The organism is Paenibacillus sp. J22P51 (assembly GCF_059692215.1).
In genome coordinates this window covers 50,832-69,978 of sequence record NZ_JCAUAZ010000002.1, presented here as the reverse complement: position 1 = coordinate 69,978, position 19,147 = coordinate 50,832, and the positions used below count along the sequence as shown (strand labels likewise).

The 19,147-nt window shown below is 46.8% G+C and carries 16 protein-coding genes, 1 tRNA gene and 1 riboswitch; of the genes, 5 read left to right on the top strand and 12 right to left on the bottom strand.

What is annotated here, in order from left to right; genetic code table 11:
- Positions 1–11: 11 nt before the first annotated feature.
- From clpP to AC58QC_RS05095, 3 genes are all read right to left on the bottom strand, one after another.
- Positions 12–602: an ATP-dependent Clp endopeptidase proteolytic subunit ClpP gene (clpP, locus tag AC58QC_RS05105; RefSeq protein WP_497414128.1), complete on the bottom strand. Its 591-nt coding sequence runs from the start codon at positions 600–602 to the stop codon at positions 12–14.
- 195 nt (positions 603–797) lie between these two features.
- Entirely contained in the window at positions 798–2,099 is a 1,302-nt protein-coding gene (gene tig, locus AC58QC_RS05100; RefSeq protein WP_497414127.1) for a trigger factor, read from the bottom strand.
- A 110-nt stretch (positions 2,100–2,209) separates the two neighbouring features.
- On the bottom strand, positions 2,210–3,121 hold the full coding sequence (locus AC58QC_RS05095) for a hypothetical protein (RefSeq protein WP_497414126.1): 912 nt from the start codon (positions 3,119–3,121) through the stop codon (positions 2,210–2,212).
- Positions 3,122–3,286: 165 nt separating this feature from the next.
- Between AC58QC_RS05095 and AC58QC_RS05090 the strand changes: the two genes are divergently transcribed.
- Together AC58QC_RS05090 and metE are read left to right on the top strand one after the other, a co-directional pair.
- Positions 3,287–3,360, top strand: a tRNA-Arg gene (locus tag AC58QC_RS05090).
- Between the two features lie 604 nt (positions 3,361–3,964).
- Positions 3,965–4,164: riboswitch (cobalamin riboswitch) on the top strand.
- A 150-nt stretch (positions 4,165–4,314) separates the two neighbouring features.
- The gene (metE, locus tag AC58QC_RS05085; RefSeq protein ID WP_497414125.1) at positions 4,315–6,615 is read left to right on the top strand and encodes a 5-methyltetrahydropteroyltriglutamate--homocysteine S-methyltransferase; all 2,301 of its coding nucleotides are present in this window, start codon (positions 4,315–4,317) and stop codon (positions 6,613–6,615) included.
- A gap of 59 nt (positions 6,616–6,674) precedes the next feature.
- Here the strand turns inward: metE and AC58QC_RS05080 are convergent, their stop codons facing one another.
- Together AC58QC_RS05080 and AC58QC_RS05075 are read right to left on the bottom strand one after the other, a co-directional pair.
- Positions 6,675–6,806, bottom strand: coding sequence for a hypothetical protein (locus AC58QC_RS05080; RefSeq protein ID WP_497414124.1), 132 nt, complete (start codon positions 6,804–6,806; stop codon positions 6,675–6,677).
- Between the two features lie 270 nt (positions 6,807–7,076).
- Positions 7,077–7,190, bottom strand: coding sequence for a DUF4023 family protein (locus tag AC58QC_RS05075; RefSeq protein ID WP_082595252.1), 114 nt, complete (start codon positions 7,188–7,190; stop codon positions 7,077–7,079).
- 192 nt (positions 7,191–7,382) lie between these two features.
- Between AC58QC_RS05075 and asnB the strand changes: the two genes are divergently transcribed.
- Entirely contained in the window at positions 7,383–9,227 is a 1,845-nt protein-coding gene (gene asnB / locus AC58QC_RS05070; protein ID WP_497414123.1) for an asparagine synthase (glutamine-hydrolyzing), read from the top strand.
- A gap of 71 nt (positions 9,228–9,298) precedes the next feature.
- On the opposite strand, the gene rdgB is transcribed toward asnB, so the two are convergent.
- The 3 genes from rdgB to AC58QC_RS05055 form a co-directional block, all read right to left on the bottom strand.
- On the bottom strand, positions 9,299–9,946 hold the full coding sequence (gene rdgB, locus AC58QC_RS05065; RefSeq protein ID WP_497414122.1) for an RdgB/HAM1 family non-canonical purine NTP pyrophosphatase: 648 nt from the start codon (positions 9,944–9,946) through the stop codon (positions 9,299–9,301).
- Entirely contained in the window at positions 9,930–10,688 is a 759-nt protein-coding gene (gene rph / locus AC58QC_RS05060; protein ID WP_497414121.1) for a ribonuclease PH, read from the bottom strand. The genes rdgB and rph overlap by 17 nt, the downstream gene beginning before the upstream one ends.
- A 181-nt stretch (positions 10,689–10,869) precedes the next feature.
- The gene (locus tag AC58QC_RS05055) at positions 10,870–11,916 is read right to left on the bottom strand and encodes a GerMN domain-containing protein (protein ID WP_497414120.1); all 1,047 of its coding nucleotides are present in this window, start codon (positions 11,914–11,916) and stop codon (positions 10,870–10,872) included.
- Between the two features lie 328 nt (positions 11,917–12,244).
- On the opposite strand from AC58QC_RS05055, the gene AC58QC_RS05050 reads away from it, so the two are divergent.
- Entirely contained in the window at positions 12,245–13,207 is a 963-nt protein-coding gene (locus tag AC58QC_RS05050) for a phosphatidylglycerophosphatase A family protein (protein ID WP_497414119.1), read from the top strand.
- A gap of 264 nt (positions 13,208–13,471) precedes the next feature.
- Here AC58QC_RS05050 and AC58QC_RS05045 read toward each other — a convergent pair whose 3' ends face one another.
- Genes AC58QC_RS05045 through AC58QC_RS05035 form a run of 3 tightly spaced genes read right to left on the bottom strand, consistent with a single transcriptional unit; the run spans position 13,472 to position 15,913 of the window.
- Entirely contained in the window at positions 13,472–14,449 is a 978-nt protein-coding gene (locus AC58QC_RS05045) for an MBL fold metallo-hydrolase (RefSeq protein ID WP_497414118.1), read from the bottom strand.
- A 10-nt stretch (positions 14,450–14,459) separates the two neighbouring features.
- Entirely contained in the window at positions 14,460–15,191 is a 732-nt protein-coding gene (locus tag AC58QC_RS05040) for a class I SAM-dependent methyltransferase (RefSeq protein ID WP_497414117.1), read from the bottom strand.
- A gap of 47 nt (positions 15,192–15,238) precedes the next feature.
- A complete protein-coding gene (locus AC58QC_RS05035) occupies positions 15,239–15,913 on the bottom strand; it encodes a DUF6483 family protein (RefSeq protein WP_497414116.1) in 675 nt (224 codons plus the stop codon).
- Between the two features lie 193 nt (positions 15,914–16,106).
- On the opposite strand from AC58QC_RS05035, the gene AC58QC_RS05030 reads away from it, so the two are divergent.
- On the top strand, positions 16,107–16,328 hold the full coding sequence (locus tag AC58QC_RS05030; RefSeq protein ID WP_028556998.1) for a helix-turn-helix domain-containing protein: 222 nt from the start codon (positions 16,107–16,109) through the stop codon (positions 16,326–16,328).
- A gap of 694 nt (positions 16,329–17,022) precedes the next feature.
- Here the strand turns inward: AC58QC_RS05030 and AC58QC_RS05025 are convergent.
- A complete protein-coding gene (locus tag AC58QC_RS05025; protein WP_497414115.1) occupies positions 17,023–19,131 on the bottom strand; it encodes a molybdopterin oxidoreductase family protein in 2,109 nt (702 codons plus the stop codon).
- Between the last annotated feature and the right edge of the window lie 16 nt (positions 19,132–19,147).

Below are 19,147 nucleotides of genomic sequence, written 5' to 3'. Positions count from 1 at the left end.
GGATCACTCCTTTATTTCAAGTCGTTTCGAGTGATAACCTCGTCGATTAACCCGTATGCCTTCGCTTCATCAGCGCTCATAAAGTTATCTCGGTCGGTGTCTCTTTCGATCTTTTCAAGCGGCTGTCCCGTTCGGTCCACGTAAATCTGGTTGAGTTTATGTTTGGTCTTGATAATCCAATCCGCATGGATTTTGATATCGGTTGCTTGACCTCTAACACCGCCGAGCGGTTGGTGAATCATTACTTCTGCATTCGGCAGCGCGTATCGCTTACCTTTGGCTCCTGCTGTCAAAAGCAAAGAACCCATACTTGCGGCCATACCTACACAAATCGTAGATACATCCGGTTTAATAAACTGCATGGTATCGAAGATACCCATTCCAGCCGTAACAGACCCACCAGGTGAGTTGATATATAAGTGAATATCTTTATCAGGGTCCTGGGCGGATAAAAAGAGCAGCTGGGCAATGACCAAATTAGCCACATCGTCATCAATAGCGGTCCCGATGAAGATTATGCGGTCCTTAAGTAAACGCGAGTAGATATCGTAGGAACGCTCCCCACGAGCCTCTTGTTCTACAACCATAGGAATAAGACTCATTGTACCAACTCCTTTTGCGGCAATCGCCATGTTCTCTCATTTGAGATTCATTTACAGTTTAACACGATTGGGCAGCAATGTCATTTTTCTGAAATCAGCTATGTAAGCGGTAATACGTATGTACTAAGGAGTTTCGCCTTAAATTAGGGTAAAAGAAAGGCACGTTGCTTGCGTACGTGCCTTTACTTACCTTATTTACACGGCTGCGGAAACATGCTTGCTATTTTGAAGCAAGAAATCAACCGTTTTTCTGATAACTAGATCATTGCTAAGACCTTCAAGAGATCCGTTTGAAGCGAACAGCTCACGAAGCTCAGCTGTTGATTTTTGGTAAGACGGTGCATATTTCTCAAGTTCCGCGTCAACTTCTTCATCGGATACTGTGATTTTTTCTGCAGCTGCGATAGCTTCAAGAACAAGGTTGTTACGAACACGCTTCTCAGCATCTTCTTTCATTTGTTCTTTCAACGCGCTCTCGTTTTGACCGGAGAACTGGTAGTAGATCTCAAGCGTCATGCCTTGTGAGCGAAGACGTCTTTCGAATTCTTTCACCATGATGTCAAGCTCAGCTTCAACCATCGAACCTGGAATTTCAACTTCTGCATTAGCAGCAGCTTTCTCAACAACCGCAGTTTCAAGAGCAGCTTCGGAATCTTTCTCTTTGCGCTCTTGCATACGTTTTTGAAGCTCTTCTTTGTACTCAACAAGTGTATCGAACTCACTTACGTCTTTCGCGAACTCATCATCAAGCTCAGGCAGGTTTTTGCGTTTGATATCGTGAAGTTTCACTTTAAACACAGCTGCTTTGCCTTTCAAATCTTCGGAATGGTAGTTTTCAGGGAAGCTAACGTTAACGTCTTTCTCTTCGCCTTTACCAAGACCAACGAGTTGCTCTTCAAAGCCTGGGATGAAGGAGTTGGATCCAAGCTCAAGGGAATACTTCTCCGCTTTACCGCCTTCGAATGCTACTTCATCAACGAATCCTTCGAAATCAATGATAACGACATCGCCGTTAGCAGCTTGTCCTTCTTCAAGAACAACCAATTCAGCATGACGTTGTTGCAAACGTGCAAGCTCTTCATTCAATTCTTCTTCAGAAACAGTAGCGTTAACTGCTGCTACTTCGATACCTTTGTAATCGCCAAGCGTTACTTCAGGCTTAACTGTTACTTTAGCTTTGAATTTCAAGACTTGACCTTTACCGAATTGCTCAACATCTACTTCAGGACGATCAACAGGCTCGATTTTAACCTCTTCAATCGCTTCTACGTAAACTTCTGGCAAAATGATATCTAGTGCATCTTGATACAAGCTTTCAACACCGAATTTAGCTTCAAAGATTGAACGAGGCACTTTCCCTTTACGGAAACCTGGAACATTCACTTTCGCTGATACCTTTTTAAATGCTTTATCCAAAGCATCTGCTACACGTTCTGCCCCAACTTCAACTTCAAGAACGCCAACGTTCTTCTCTATTTTTTCCCAACTTGCTTTCATTTTATGCCTTCCCCTCCAAAAATGTACCATGACATATATTTTTCACGTTAAGCTCATTATAACCATTCTATTATACCATATAACATTTTCATTTCAAGCCAGCATTGTTCTTAGCTAGGATCGGGGCTAAATTGCTTCACAAATGCACTAAGCACATTATGCGCCCGCTTCCATTGCAACGTCATCGCATCCACGATTCCGTAGGTTTCTAGTAACTCATCTCGATCAACCGTACCAAACAATTTATCCTGCAAAATCGCATGCAGCGCGGAGGCCCACACGTCTACCGCACTTTCTTCTGTCCTAAGCAATTCTGTGTAAATCGATGTGCCATACGCATAGGCAAGAAACTCCTGCCAAGTCTGAGTTGCAAAGAATACAAAGTCAGGCTGGCTTATTTCACTAATGTCCCCGACTCTGCGAATCATATCACGAATTCGTAATGGAAAATCCTCCGCCGTCAGGGGGGTCTCCTCGATTTCTACGAGAACGGTTTTACCATTCTTGGGAAACTCAATGAAACCATGTTCCCCCATTTGTTTAAGCGTCTGAAGGGCTTTGAATTGCAGATGAGGATGTCTGGGCTTTTCGCAAAGCCAGGACTTCACGAATTGGCTCACCTCGGGCTGCTCGATATAAGCAAGCTGTTCCAAGGCACTAACTTGTCCCTCTAACGATCCTTCTTGGAGCATCGTTTGGAGTTTCATCACAAAAGCACCATCATCCGAAGCTGCCTTATCATGAATGTACTGCCGCAATAAGGCGGATTCTTCCTCAGAATCCTCTTCCTCTGTCTCTGTTGCTGGAAACATCGTTTCCGGAAACATGGTTAGCAGCCAGTGGCGCAACGCTTCCCATTGTTCGGATTTACTCGTATCGACATTGGGAAACTGCAAGAGGAATGTGAGCATCTCGAGTGCTTCTTTATATTGCTCGGAGCGCAACAGCTTCGTTAGCTCGTCTTCATAGAACTTCTCTGTTTTAGGAAAAAGAATGACATTATTGGGCGTAGGGTCTGACATAGGGATCACCTCTGTTCGTGGTCTCGCTTGTGACAGTTTACTCTATCACCCAAATGATTGCAAAAATAAATATTAAAAGAAGTGTTGACTTCCTACAAAACGATATGATATTATAACTCTTGCTTCGCCAAACGGATCACGTCCATGCGGTAAGAAGTGAGGTATGTCTCAGTAGCTCAGCTGGATAGAGCACACGCCTTCTAAGCGTGCGGTCGGGGGTTCGAATCCCTCCTGGGACGTTGATGTAAGAGGAAAGACCGCGAGAAATCGCGGTCTTTTTTTGTATCTTCGTAAGCAACGCCTGTTTTTCAACGAAGAATTCTGTAATGAAACGGAACCTGCGTAAACCTGTTACTTTTACTTGAGTTAGTCGATTTATTCGACTAATTCACTCTGTAGAGCCTCTGGTTCTCTTGCGTTAGTCGATTTATTCGACTAATTCACTCTGTAGGGCATCTGGTTCTCTTGCGTTAGTCGATTTATTCGACTAATTCACTCTGTAGGGCCTCTGGTTCTCTTGAGTTAGTCGATTTATTCGACTAATTCACTCTGTAGAGCCTCTGGTTCTCTTGCGTTAGTCGATTTATTCGACTAATTCACTCTGTAGGGCCTCTGGTTCTCTTGAATTAGTCGATTTTTTCGACTAACTCACTCTGTAGGGCCTCTGGTTCTCTCGAGTTAGTCGATTTATTCGACTAACTTCACCTGCAGCGCCGTCCGCTTGAGACAGACTTGTGCGTTTTTTAGTCAAACAGAGCCGTCTTTTCCTGTGAAACATCTTATATTTTTTATTAAAACAAAACTCTTTGCATACTCAAAGATTTCATGTATAGTATTCAACAATTGCATATTGTGGGAATAGGTGCTCTTGTTTAGCCTAATAAACGAGAGCTTAAAAGGGAAGTTCGGTGCAATACCGACGCGGTCCCGCCACTGTAACAGAGGAGTCGACGCTTAAGGTGCCACTGATCGAAAGATCGGGAAGGCTAGCGTTTGACGAGGATTCTGGAGCCAGGAGACCTGCCTAATTCTGACAGCACTGTTTTACCTACGGGAGATAGGGAGGTGTTAGAGATCATAAACACTGTATACACATACACAGGGTATCTTTAACCTTTTTTATTAAGGTTAGAGATGCCCTTTTTTGATTTTCCGAGATTCGTATGAAGCAAAATTTGAGGAGGATGACCCCCATGTGCGCACTGATAAATAGCAATTTAGGATATCCAAGAATTGGCGAGAACCGCGAGTGGAAGAAATCGCTGGAGGCCTACTGGGCCGGCAAGCTGGATGAGCGTGAGTTTACAAAGCAAATCGAAAACATCCGTCTTCAAAACCTAAGACTGCAGCAGCAAAAAGGCATAGACCTTATCCCTGTTGGTGATTTCAGCTTGTACGACCACGTGCTGGACACGTCCACCATGTTCGGACTAGTTCCAAAGCGTTTCCCTTATGAAGGCGGCGAAGTTTCACTTGCCACGTATTACGCAATGGCTCGCGGCAGCCAAGGGGCGACAGCTTGTGAAATGACCAAATGGTTCAACACCAATTATCATTATATCGTTCCTGAGTTACAGGATGCACAGCCAGTGCTCACGATCAACAAACCGCTTGAAGCCTACCGAGAAGCTAAGCAAAAGCTAGGCATTAACGGCAAGCCTGTTGTTCTTGGCTTATTTACCTTTCTCAAACTAGCAAAGGGGTACAAACCAGAAGAAATCGATAGTCTAATCGCGTTGTTTCTACCGCTCTATTCACGTATTTTGGCAGAGTTGGCGGAGGAAGGTGTGGAATGGGTACAGCTAGATGAGCCTATTCTCGTGCAGTCCCTAAGTCCAGAAGATATCGGACGCGTAAAGCATATCTACGCCACGCTTGCGGCAGCTGCTCCAGCACTTAAAATTATGGTTCAGACGTATTTTGACGCTATCGATCATTACCAGGATCTTGTATCTCTTCCCGTCCATGGAATCGGTTTAGATTTCATTCACGGCTTTGAATTGAACTGGAGCAGCCTTCAAACACACGGTTTCCCCGCGGATAAAGTACTTGGCGTCGGCCTTGTGGATGGACGTAATATTTGGCAGACGGATTTGAGTAAGCAGCTTTCTTTCCTTGCCCAGCTTGAAGCAATCGTTCCCTATGAGCGCATGATGCTGCAGCCCTCATCCAGCTTACTGCATGTTCCTGTTTCCACCCGTAATGAAAGTAAACTTGAGCCTGTATTACGGGATGCACTAGCATTCGCAGAAGAAAAGCTGACTGAGCTTGCCATCTTGACTAAAGCCATTCAACACGGCCAAGATTTCATTCAATTGCAATTAGACATAAATCAAACGGCCATAGCTAAGCTCAATGCCTCTATCTATCGGAATAAGGCCTCAGTCCAACAAGCGATCACGGATATCGGTCTACAGCCATCTCTTAGAAACAGCAGCTTCACGACACGCAGAGGTCTTCAAGCAGCGAAATGGCAGCTGCCCTTCCTGCCGACTACGACGATTGGATCCTTTCCGCAAACGGCTGAGGTCCGTAACGCTCGTAAAAATTGGCGCAGCGGCGAATGGAAGCCTGAGCAGTATGAATTATTCATTCAAGAGCAGATTACAGAGTGGATTAAACTCCAAGAGGAGCTTGGACTTGATGTGCTTGTACACGGGGAATTTGAGCGTACGGATATGGTTGAGTTTTTCGGTGAAAAGCTGGATGGCTTTGCCTTTACCTCAAACGGCTGGGTTCAATCCTACGGTTCACGCTGTGTGAAACCTCCTGTTATTTTCGGCGATGTGGAATTCGTGCAAGAGATGACGGTCACAGAAACGAAGTTTGCCCAATCACTCACTACGAAGCCGGTCAAAGGCATGCTAACAGGCCCCATTACGATTCTGAACTGGTCATTCGTACGCAGCGATATTTCCCGCGAACAGGTTGCGTATCAAATCGCATTGGCCCTGCGTCACGAATTAGAAGCCCTGGAGCAAGCAGGCATTGAAATGATTCAAGTGGATGAGCCTGCTCTACGAGAAGGTTTACCATTGAAGAAAAGAGATTGGCAAGCTTATCTTGACTGGGCTGTTCTGGCATTTCGATTGTCCACAGCAACAGTCGGTGATGAGACGCAAATTCATACACATATGTGCTACTGTGAGTTCCATGACATTATTGACGCCATTCGAGCGCTAGACGCTGACGTCATCTCAATCGAAACCTCGCGAAGCCATGGTGAGCTGATTCACAGCTTCGAGGAGCATACGTATGATCAAGGAATCGGGCTTGGGGTTTATGACATTCACAGTCCGCGCGTACCCTCTGTAACAGAAATGGTTGAAATGATAGAACGTGCTCTTCAGGTGCTAGAGCCAGAGTTGTTCTGGATAAATCCGGATTGCGGCTTAAAAACACGCGGAAAAGATGAAACCATTGCTGCGCTTCGAGTGATGGTTGAGGCTGCCAAGCTATTCAGAGCCAGCAGAAATGAATTAATCCCATCTTAAAAATGAACAAAAACACCCCTGCCGCATTAGCGAGCAAGGGTGCTGTAACTCTCGTTTGTTTACACAGATGGCCTGTTCGGCTGATGGTGACCTGGTTCCGTTGAATCCAGATTCGATTGAATACGAGATGATTGCTTGGAGTGGTCAATCGCACTTTGCTGTTTCTGCATCATACTTTTCTTTTTACCCATAGTAAGCAACTCCTTCTAGTCATAGAATGAACGCTACATTAGTATGGAGGGTTTGAGCACTGAATATGCTGGATACTCTTGGGGACGCCAAGATTGAAGAGCTTAGGTTCGGTTTCCGAGCCTATTTCTCGGCGAGCGCAGACTTAGGCTCGGTTTTCGAGCCTATCTCTCGCGAGCGCAGACTTTAAGCTCGGTTTCCGAGCCTGTATAACCAAAAACAAAGAGCCTGCAGGGATCACTCCCTGCAGGCTCTTGCTCATGCCATGAGACTTAGTGCATCTTGTGAGGCAAGTTTTTGCCTGTATGACCGTCACCTTGTGTCCTTTTATTCTTCTCGGCTTTCCTCTGCTTCTCATGCAGCTTGCTAATGAAATGACTATCCATGAGCACTCGCCTCCTGAATAAAGAATGGCATTACCCCTTTAGAATGTCACGGCAACCCGAAATTTAATCTCCCAATCTCTACAAAAACTCACGTCCTGCTTGCTCCTCTCGCTTTCTGGACAGACATTTAATACCTTCCATTTGCATACCCTTTATCATCATGCTCTCTTAAAAAGAAAGGAAGGAACGTCTATGTGCGGAATAACGGGTTGGATAGATTGGCGGAAAGACTTGACCGGGTACCCGTCCATTCTAGAAAATATGACGGAAACGCTCCAACTGCGTGGACCTGATGCTTCAGGTACCTGGATTTCACAGCATTGTGCCCTCGGACATCGACGTCTAAGTGTTATGGATCCTGAGAATGGCGCTCAGCCTATGGTCCGTAAACAAGGCGACTATACGTATACCATCGTATATAATGGCGAACTCTATAATGCCCCAGAGTTGAAAAAGGAGCTCGAGCTCCGCGGTCATCAATTTCGCACAACATGCGATACCGAAGTGCTGCTGGTCGCTTTTATGGAGTGGGGAAAAGCATGTATCGACCGCCTGAACGGCATCTTTGCCTTTGCGGCCTGGAATGACCAAGAGCAGTCCTTAACTCTAGTGCGCGACAGACTCGGCGTTAAGCCTCTTTTTTATTCCCACCAGGATAGTGTATTGTTATTCGGATCTGAACCAAAAGCGATTCTAGCTCACCCTGACTTCAAAGCAGAGGTTGGTGCTGAAGGCTTTGCTGAAATATTCGCAGTAGGACCGGCTCGCACGCCAGGACATGGGATTTATCGGAATATGTCTGAGCTGAAGCCAGGTCAATTTGCCATTTTTGATCGCAATGGATTATCCATTCGAACGTACTGGAAGCTCGAAAGTCACCAGCATCCAGACGATATTGCTGCTACAGCCGCGCATGTTGGGCAATTGCTTCGCGATACCTCCGAGCGTCAACTTGTTTCGGACGTTCCCATTTGCACGCTGCTGTCAGGAGGATTGGATTCTAGCGCACTCACCGCGCTCGCTGCAGCTCATTACAAGGAAAGCGGGCAAGGACCGCTTCATACCTTTTCGGTCGACTACAAGGATAATGATAAGCATTTTAAAGCAAACCTGTTCCAACCGAACTCCGATGCCCCTTGGATCAAACGGATGACCGATCACCTTGGCACGGAGCATCATTATATTGAGTTTGACACCCCAGAGCTTGTGGAATCTTTGAAGACAGCTGTGATAGCGCGCGATACCCCAGGGATGGCCGATGTCGATGGGTCCCTTTATTTATTTTGCCGAGAAATTAAAAAGGGAGCAACGGTTGCAATCTCTGGCGAAGCAGCCGACGAAATATTCGGTGGGTATCCATGGTTCCACAATACAGAAGCACTTGAAGCGAATACGTTCCCCTGGTCACTCAAATTGGCGAATCGGGTTGACTTACTAGCGCCTGACTTCGTCGATTGGATTAAACCCGTCGAGTATGTTAGTAATCGATACCAGCAAGCCTTGAGCGAAGTACCTCGCTTAGCTGGAGAAACGAAGCAGCAGAATCGCATGCGGGAAATGTCTTATTTGAACATCACGCGTTTCATGCCCACATTGCTTGATCGTAAAGATCGTATGAGCATGGCCGTCGGCCTCGAGGTACGCGTCCCGTTCTGTGATCACCGTCTCGTTGAATATGTGTGGAACATTCCATGGGAAATCAAAACATCCGGCGATCGGGAAAAAGGTATTTTGCGTCAAGCCTTAAGAGGTGTATTGCCAGAAGATGTATTGACACGGAAGAAAAGTCCTTATCCGAAAACGCACAACCCGAATTATTTAACCGCTGTACGAAAATGGGTACTGGAAATTCTCGATGATCCGTCATCTCCTATTTTACCTTTCATCGATGTCAAAAAGATTCGCGCACTCGCCAGCTCGGAGTCGAACGATTTCGACCTCCCTTGGTTTGGTCAGTTAATGACGGGGCCTCAGCTATTCGCTTACTTGGCTCAAGTAGATACTTGGTTAAGAACTTATAAGATATCAATTCGGTAGATGGAAAATGATGAAAAAATGAAAAGACCTGCCTCCACGCATTCACGTGGTTGCAGGTCTTTCTGTGTGTCTTAGCTGCTTTGATCAGGAAGTTGATCTATAAACATACGCAGGGCTTTGGCGCGGTGGCTCAATTCATTCTTCTCTTCCATGGTCAGCTCAGCCATCGTTCGGCCTAGTGATGGAATATAGAACAAGGGATCGTAGCCAAAGCCACTCTCGCCACGTTCCTCATGAATGATGTAGCCTTGGCAAACATCCTCTGCTTCGATGATTTCATTCGCAACAGGATCAATCAAGGTGAGTGCACAAACGTAGGAAGCCTCACTCAACAAAGGAGGATGACCTTCCCCAGCAGCCAACTCGCTTCGCTCCTTCAACTCCTTTAAAGCCTGAAGAAGCCTCGCATTATTGTCAGCATCCGTTGCATTTTCTCCCGCGTAGCGCGCTGAGTACACACCCGGTTCACCGCCTAATGCTGTCACGCATAAGCCAGAATCATCCGCTAGAACAGGTACATGTAGATGTGCGGAGATAATCTGGGCTTTGATCCTTGCATTTTCAGCAAAGGTAGCGCCACTCTCGATAATTTCCGGTAAATCCGTATAATCCGCTAAGCTGCGAACTTTATAACCTTTGGCTCCGAAAAGCTTCGCAAACTCTTTCACCTTGCCCTCGTTACGTGTTGCTATGACGACAAAATTACTTTGAAGCCGCATGCTGAGCACCTCGAATACGATCGGCGATCGGTCCTAGCACACCCGATTGCACTTCAATCATCGTGTTAATGCCCGCTTCTGCGAGTGCAAGTAACTCATCGAGTTCTTTACGGGAAAAAGGTGCATCCTCACCTGTTCCTTGCACTTCCACGAATTGGCCTTGACCCGTCATAACAACGTTCATATCAACCTTCGCTTTGGAATCTTCTTCATAATTCAGATCCAGCTTCGGCGTATTCCCAATGACGCCTACGCTAACAGCAGCAAGGAAGTCGTTGATTGGGAACTTGGCTAGGTTTTTATCAGTGACAAGCTTATTCATCGCAAAAGCCATAGCTACGAAAGCTCCCGTAATGGACGCTGTGCGCGTGCCGCCATCAGCTTGAATCACATCACAGTCGAGCGTTATGGATCTTTCACCTAGCGCTTCCAAGTTGACAACGGAACGAAGCGCCCGTCCAATGAGACGTTGGATTTCCATCGTCCGTCCACCGAGCTTACCTTTTGCCGCTTCACGTTGATTTCTTACCTGCGTAGCTCGCGGCAGCATCGAATACTCTGCCGTTACCCAGCCTTTTCCTTGCCCTTTCATAAAAGGGGGAACACGCTCTTCAATCGTAGCTGTACAAATGACTTTCGTATCCCCAACTTCAATGAGGACCGAGCCTTCTGCGTGTTTTATATAATGAGGGGTGATTTGCATAGGTCGTAGTTCTTGATCGGTTCTTCCACCAATTCTCATAAGTGTCTTTCTCCTCCTGTAGCTCCATCTAATGCTATGATCCTTACGCCCCATTGTATCAAACTAGTTAAGGAAAAGCATCCTGCTGGATGGGATTACGGGAATAATCAAAAAACTACTAGGTTATCCCCCCTGTTTTTGAATAGCGGGGTAACCTAGTAGTTCATGATTAAGATATTTTTTACAGCTTTGCTGGATTAATATGTGCTGGTCGAAGGACAGGCTTACTATAGTTTTGATTGTCCGTGGACGTAATTTTCACTGCGCCGTCCACTTTAATTTGCACCTGTTTAAAGGTCGTATTCTCCGTTAATGACAAGATGACAGATTGCAACGCATCCGCAGAAGCTTTCTGATCAGCGCCCAGCAGCTTATTGGAGAAGTCCACCGTGATAAGACCCTCGCTTGGCTTAATGCTTTTCACTTCCGTAGTTGCATTTAAGACGGCAGCAAGTCCCTTCTTCTGATCCGGTCCTTTAATTAACTGCTCCACAACAGCCTTCGCAACATCATCTGTTCTCTTAACAAGGCGAGTCACAGGGACGTAATATTTGTAGTTTTGATCATTTTTATTTAAGAAATAGAGAGTAACTGGTGTAGATTGACCAAATTCAGTATCCTCTGCTTTCTCCAGATTGATCCCCATGGTACGCGCTAATGGTACATCGAGTGGTGTTTTTCCTTTAGGCATCTCTTTCAAGTCCTTGCCATCTACACGCAGCTGAACTTTATCAATTGTAGGGAAGTTCGTTAAGTTCCACGTAATGGCCTCAAGGAGCTTGCGCTCATCCTTCACATCGTAGTTGAGGAACTCCTTGGTGAAATCAACCGTGGCGCTTTTGTCCGATTTCACATTTAAGCTTATGACTTTCGTCCCTTTCGGTAGAAGCGCTTGGAACCCTGATGGCAGCTGACTTGTTTCCGGACCTCCGTCCACCATGTACTCCAATGTTGTTTTAGCGACGGAGACCGTCTTAGGTAAGGCGAGACTTAATGGAGTGACAAAGCCCTTGGCGTCTTTCACATACACGGTCATTTGTGACGTAATATCTTCGGTCATGTCGACTGTAACCGCAGCTGAAGTCGTCTTCACGTCTACCTCTGCACCCTTTGTCGGAGGTGCATCGATGTCACTCTTCTTTCCGGTGCCCAGAATCGAACATCCCGTGGTCAGTAGAACAATCACCCCCGCTAAAGCGGCTGAACGAATCCAATGTTGATGTTTCATTTGCTTATTTCCTCCTTCGAGTTTTGCTATTCGCATGGCCTGTACGATGCTTTTTCGTATTATTATGTATACGAGGCTTTGTCCGATTTATAACTACTTTTTGTCCATCTTTCGTAAAAAAGAGAGATTTCGAAGTAAAGTGCGATTCAAGCGTAAAAGCAACCAATTTTCGTCAATTCAGACTCATATGCTATACTGAAACCAGCATGAACCCAAAATAAACGCCAAGTCATCCTCTTAGGACGTATCACAGTGTTTATTTAGAAATATCGCCTAATTATCAAGTGCAACATATCCTTTCTGAGATTTGAACAAGGAGGTGCTTGTTATGAGAACATTTTTGAAGGAAAAAACCCTTATATTCAATGAATTTCGCGATGAAGTTTTCAGTCATTATCCCCAAGCCATCATCGAGGAAGCCGTCGCTAGATTGTTAGTTGAAATAAAAGGCATTAAGAAAATCCCCACCGAGTTGATCACAACCACCCTACTAGGGGTATTAAGTAAAACAGAAACGTTCAACGTCATGTCTACCCTGATGGAGCTTCAGAAAAAAGTGAAACATGATGCTGAGCTGCTAGCCAGTATGAAAGATCCTGCGTACAACGTCCATCGCACCATTGCGATGTCGATCTGCGGTTTGTACGGAAGCGGCGCAATATCCCTCTTCGGCTTCATCGACTGCAAATTCCGTTTCTTTTTTCCGACGAAACGACCTAAATCCTTCATCTCCAAGGGGATTTGTGCGATTGTCGCGTCAACGGCCAGTGTGATTATTTCGGACAATGTGAAAGTTGATTACACCAAACGCAATCTACAAATGCTGGAGGCTCGCGGGGTACTTCTGGATGATATGGTAGATATCCTCGATCAGCTGCAGCGTCCATACAATCCAGATATGCCGCGCAGCCTCTGCGAGGAACATATTCTAGCTGTACTGCGCAAGCAGCAAACCTTCCATGCACTTCAGCTCGCGATAAAAATTGATACAGCCGTCGAGGCCAAAGAATTCAATCCACAATACAATCACATTGTCGGGAAAGACGAAGGTCTTTTCGGCGTAGATGAAAGCATCGCAACCGCTGTTCCCCTCATGTATGGGACCATTGCATTGACGAATTTCGGGTATCTGGATAAAGCAAAAATCGGTATTATCGAGCAGCTCGATAGTGATCACGCGGATGGCAAATGCAATACATTCATCGATGATATGGTATGCGGTATTGTGGCCGCAGCTTGCGGACGGTTGGCGCATAATCATACGCCTACTTATAGTAAGCCGTTGAAGTAGCTTGTGGTGTCTGCCACTGTTGCTACGAGACACATTTAGCGGAACTTAGGGACGCTATTTCGTCTAAATTAGGGGTAGCGTTGATCTTGCGGAACTCAGGGACGCTATTTGGTTGAAAAACGGCTTTTCGGAGCTGTATTCGGAGAAATAAGGGATCTAGGTTCCGCTAATTGGTGGAAAAGGACTGTTTCGGGGCAAATAGGGGATCTAGGTTCCTGAATCACAGAAAAACCCTCCAACAAATCAATTGTTGGAGGGTTTTTCTTATATGGATGTCGCGACGTAGTACACGCGATCTGCCTGCGGATCCACCTGCCGGATGCGGCCTTCAGCCTCCAGCAGGATCAAGTGTGCGATCGTCTCCGACAGCGCGAATCGCATTTGGTGAATGCTCAACCGGTCGCCGAACGTCGCCCGGCACACCTCGTAAGCGCTCATCGGCGCGCTAAGTTGCCCTTCCATGAGCGCAAGCCGCTCATGGTGATGGCGCACGAGCTCCTCTGCGCGTGCGCCAAAGCCCTGCCATGGCTCCCGGTGCCCCGGGTAAGCCATCACAACCGGCAGCCTGCCGATCTCCTGCAGGCTGCTCAAGTACGCGCCGAGCGGGTTTTCTTCCACCTGCGGGAGGAAGGAAACGTTCGGCGATATTTGCGGCAGGACATGGTCGCCGCAAAAGATCACCTGCGCCTCAGCGTCGTAGAAGACGAGATGACCCGCGGCATGGCCGGGGGTCTCGATGGCTTCATAGACGCGGTCGCCGAGGCGCACAGGCCCTTCCCGCAGCAGGGTAACCTGCGGCTGCGGGGAAACCAACTCGACGAAGCTCACCATGTGCTTCGTCATCTCTTCCAGCCCGGCTTTGGGGAAGCCGTGCCGGGCAAAAAGCTCGAGGAGCAGCGGTGACATCGGCAGCTCCTGGCCCCACAGGAGCTGCACCTGCGCGTATCCGGTCTCCGATAGGAGAACCGGCGCGCCCGTGCGCTCCTGGAACCAACCGGCCATCCCGTAGTGGTCGGGATGGTGGTGGGTGAGCACGATTTGTTCCACGTGCTCGAACGAAATCCCTTGCTCCTGCAGCACCTGCAGCCAGAGCGCCTCCGCTTCCGGGGTGTGCAGACCCGGATCGATAACGGTATATCCGCGGCTGCCGCGAATTAAGTAGGCATTCACCCATCGCAAAGGAAATGGCAACGGCACCTTTACTTGTGTAATTTCATCTGTATGTACAGTCACGACGTTCATATCCGAGTTGTCATCCTTCCTTATGCCCAACAAAAATCATCCGACTCGAAGATTCAGGCGAATAAGTCCGGCCTTCGTAGTCGCCATAGACATGATCGATATGTAGACCGGCTTTTTGCAGCATGGCTTCGAACACCGGACGCTCATACAACTTCACCTGCTCCAAATAATGGCGATCAGGCTCCCCCTCTTGCGAGATCACGATCCGTTTGCGCACACAGCCATCTTCGATGGCTCTCGTCTCGCGAATGGTCAGATCATCTGCCTTTCTGTCTGACTGCAGAACCAAGTTCGCCTTCACGAAGACTGGATTCAGAAAATCGATAATGAAACGACCTTCCTTTTTTAACAGCCGATGCATTTCATGCAGCACTTTCTCATTCTGCTCATCTTCATCAAAATAACCAAAAGACGTAAACAAATTCACAACCGCATCAAACGGCTCGCTTAGCGGCACATCCCGCATATCCCCGTGAATCCATGTCACATGCCCTTCTCCACCTTGCTTGATCGCTTCCTGCAGCAGTACCTTCGATAAATCCACACCCGTGACCGTATAACCGAACTCCGAAAGCGCCATGGAATGCCGCCCCATCCCACAACAGAGGTCCAAAAGACGAGCCCCATGCTCCAGCCCTAACCAATTCACCATTTTTTTCACTTCATGATAAGCGCCCTGCATGTCTCTATGTTTATAAACCAACAGATAATCATTCCCAAAACTTTCTTGATACCAAGCCATCTTGTCAACACCTTCAACTATGTGATTAAAATACGACGAATTAAATGTTATAAGAGCAGTCTCTGTTTCATAATCCGCAACCCCTCAATCGCTTCTTCCTTGCTAAAATTACCCAACATCAAATGCTCGTCCTCTACCTGCAAGAGCTTTTCGTAAAAATGAACGCCCTGCATCGGCAGCTCTGACTTCTCAGGATGGTCCTCCATATAATGAAATAAAACATCTTCAGCCTTCGCATAATTACCCATCTTCTCATAATGTGAAAAAAGCAGCCTCTGCATCCCTTCTGGGATTTCCCAGCCTTGAAGATGAACCAAACTTACAACCATTCGAGCGGCAATTTCCTGATTAACTTCATCCTTGGGCTCAACTTCCTCCGAGAGTGACAAATGCAAAAGTAGATCTAAAGACTTCAGGTAGGCCCAATAAGACTCCCCTTTCTCCTCATGCTGGAGCAGCAGATCACCTTGCCCCACAAACATATCACTGATCACTAGTGCTTTTGCCGTATCAATGCTCCCTTGGTAGGAGAGCAATTCAAGAATATCCTTACTGGACAAAGACTGCAGCGAGCGAATATTCAACCCCAGTAAATGCCGACTTACTTCATCTAGTTGTCTCTGCGCATCTTCAATCGGGATATGTTCCTTATTAAAAAGAATCCGATGCAGCACCACCGTCAATTGTTCAATCTGTCGCATCAAATAATCACGCCTGAACATCCGTAGCAGCCCCTCTCGGTTTCGAATACACCTCAATTCAGCTTACCACGCCTCGCCTCGAAACTCAAAATACATTCCGCCTATTTTTCTTAGATACCGCACCATTGACAACAGCCCTTCATAAACTAATTTTGACTGTATCCCTTAACCTTGTAATTCCCAATACCCGAGCAAGGAGGGGTGACACACATCCATGGGCAGCGACCACAAAAACAAATTTTTACTTACGAACCGCGAACGCGAAGTATTCGAACTCTTAGTGCAGGACAAAACGACAAAAGATATCGCACAGCAGCTTTTCATAAGTGAAAAGACTGTGAGGAATCATATATCGAACGTCATGCAAAAGCTGAACGTAAAGGGTCGTTCACAAGCGGTTGTAGAACTGATTAAGCTTGGGGAATTAAAGATCTGATTCCGTCAGCAAAGGGATCCATGTAAGCCACCCACCCTCCTTCGGAGGGAAACGGGGGCTTTTATGTTTGTATCAGCCACTCTGAATGTAACGCCTTACACAAAAAAGAGGACTGCATTATACACCAGTCCTCACTCACGTATATAAGCAGCTTTATTGGCTTTTAATTAAAATTCTCTGACTCATTTCATCCCAGTCTACATCTGCGCCAATGGCCTCACTAACAAATCTAATCTCTAATCGCGATTTCCAGGTTATGATCTTCGATCAGAACGCTTTCTGCCTTCGCAAAATTGTTATTATGCAATTCTCTTAATAGTTGTTATTTCTTCCAAGTTATCTCTCTCCTATGACTGTTGTATAATATTTACAAATAGTGTACCACTACTATTGTTATCAAAGCTACAACTTAACTCTATTGGATAAATACAGTGTATCTCCTCAAAATTGGCAACAATTTCTGATTTCATTGGATTTTTCCATTCAGAAAGCTCAAAATCACTTATCAAAGCGTATATAAGATGAGTTAAAGTGGATTTTTCCAATCAAACTCATTTATCGGCTAATTTTTAGAGCAACTCATTGGATTTATCCAATGTAGATAAGATTAGAGGCGCCGAGGCGGAGGTCGGCTTCGGAAAACAACAAACAGTCCCGTTGGTGTCTCCAACTGGACTGTTACACTTCATTTCATCTATTCCACTCGCTCAACCTGCACGGCACAAATTTTAAACTCCGGCATACGGCTCGTTGGATCCAAGGCATCATTCGTCAACACGTTGATCGAATGCTCGTCGCCCCAATGGAAAGGAACGAAGACGGTTCGAGGCTGAATGCCCTCAGTGACCTTGACTTGAAATACAAGTGAACCACGACGACTTGTGATCCGGATCTTCTGCTCCATACTTAGGCCAATACGTTTGGCCAAAGAAGGATGAATCTCGGCAACCGGAACGGGTGCCTTTTTATTTAGAGCTTCAGTTCGGCGCGTTTGTGCACCGCTCAAGTAATGGTTGGCCAGACGGCCGGTTGTCAGCACGAAAGGATACTCGGTATCAATGGGCTCCGCAGGCATTTTAGGCTGGATGCCGAATAGTTTGGCTTTCCCATCCGCATGATGGAAATGATCTTGGAATAATTGCGGTGTTCCTGGATGGTCAGCCGCCCCACAAGGCCAGAAGATTCCTTTCTCCTTATGCAATCGCTCATAGGTGATACCGCTATAATCGGCTTTGCCACCTGCGGTTGCTGCAGCTAGTTCGCGAAACACCTCTTCAATACCCGCATATTGAAAGTAAGCGCCCCTTCCTAAAGCTTCAGCTAGTTCACTGATGATTTGATAGTCGAGCTTACACTTCCCCGGAAGCTCCATAGCCTTCCTCCGATGGAACACGCGTCCCTCGAGGTTGGTCATGGTCCCTTCCGCCTCAGCGAAGGAGGATGAAGGAAGAATATAATGCGCATAACGTGCCGTTTCGGTTTCGAACATGTCCACAACCACGAGTAACTCTAGCTTTTGCAAGGCACGCTCGACCATGCGGTTATTCGGACTGGAAACGAGCGGATTGGATCCTAACACGATCAAAGCCTTAATTTCACCTTCATCAATTTTCTGCAGCAGCTCATAGGCGGAGACGCCCTTACCCGGCAGCTCGCTTGGATCGATCCCCCATACCTTCGCCACATACTCACGTGCAGCAGGATCTTCGATCAAACGGTAGCCTGGGAGCTGGTCGGCTTTTTGCCCATGCTCGCGACCTCCTTGACCATTCGCTTGACCGGTCACTGCTCCATAGCCACAGCCAGAACGTCCTATTTTACCCGTGAGCAGCGTCAAATTAATGTAATTGAGTGTGTTCTCAACGCCATTCACTTGCTGCTCCAAACCTCTTGCTGTTAGCACGATACCCGTCTCGGCTTTCGCGAAGCCACGTGCAATTGTACGAATCACGGCTTCAAGTACGCCAGTTAAATACTCAACGCGAGCCGGTGTGAACGATTTGACAGCTTCTTTCACTTGTTCGAAACCAGATGTACGTGTTTGAATGAACTTCTGATCAACGAGGTTCTCTGCAATCATCACATGAAGGAGCCCATTAATGAAGACAGAGTCGAAGCCTGGCTGCAGACGAACATGAATATCCGCCGTTTTAGAGGTCATCGTATTGCGAGGATCGATCGTGACGATCACTGCGCCTTTTTTCTTTGCTTCTAATAGATAGGGCATCATCGTAGGTTGGCACTCCGCAATATTCGTGCCAGCTAGAATGATATATTTTGCATTGGGAATTTCCGATAACGGCATCGTCATCCCACGATCGATACCAAACGCTTGATTACTCGCCGCAGCAGCCGACGACATACAATAACGGCCATTATAATCAATATATTTTGACCTCAGAGCCACTCGCGTAAACTTACCAAGTAAGTAACTTACTTCATTCGTTAAGGAGCCGCCACCATAGACACCGATGGCATCCCGCCCATGTTCAGCCTGCAAAGCTTGAATCCTCTTCGCAATATCCGAATACGCATGCGTCCAAGACACTGGCTGCCACTGACCTACTCTAGCTATCTCCCTATGAAGCGGCTCCAGAATGCGTTCCGAATGAACGACATGCTCCAATGCGTTTAAACCCTTCTGACATAGTCGGCCTGTCGCAACAGGGAAATTCGCGCTCGGTTTAATCGTGAGCCCTTCTGTCTTCTCACTTGGTAAGATCTCCAATCCACACTGCATACTGCAAAAGCAACAATGGGAGGAGGGCTGTTCATCCGATAATGTGACTAGTACCTCTTTCACGCACCCCACCCCCCGC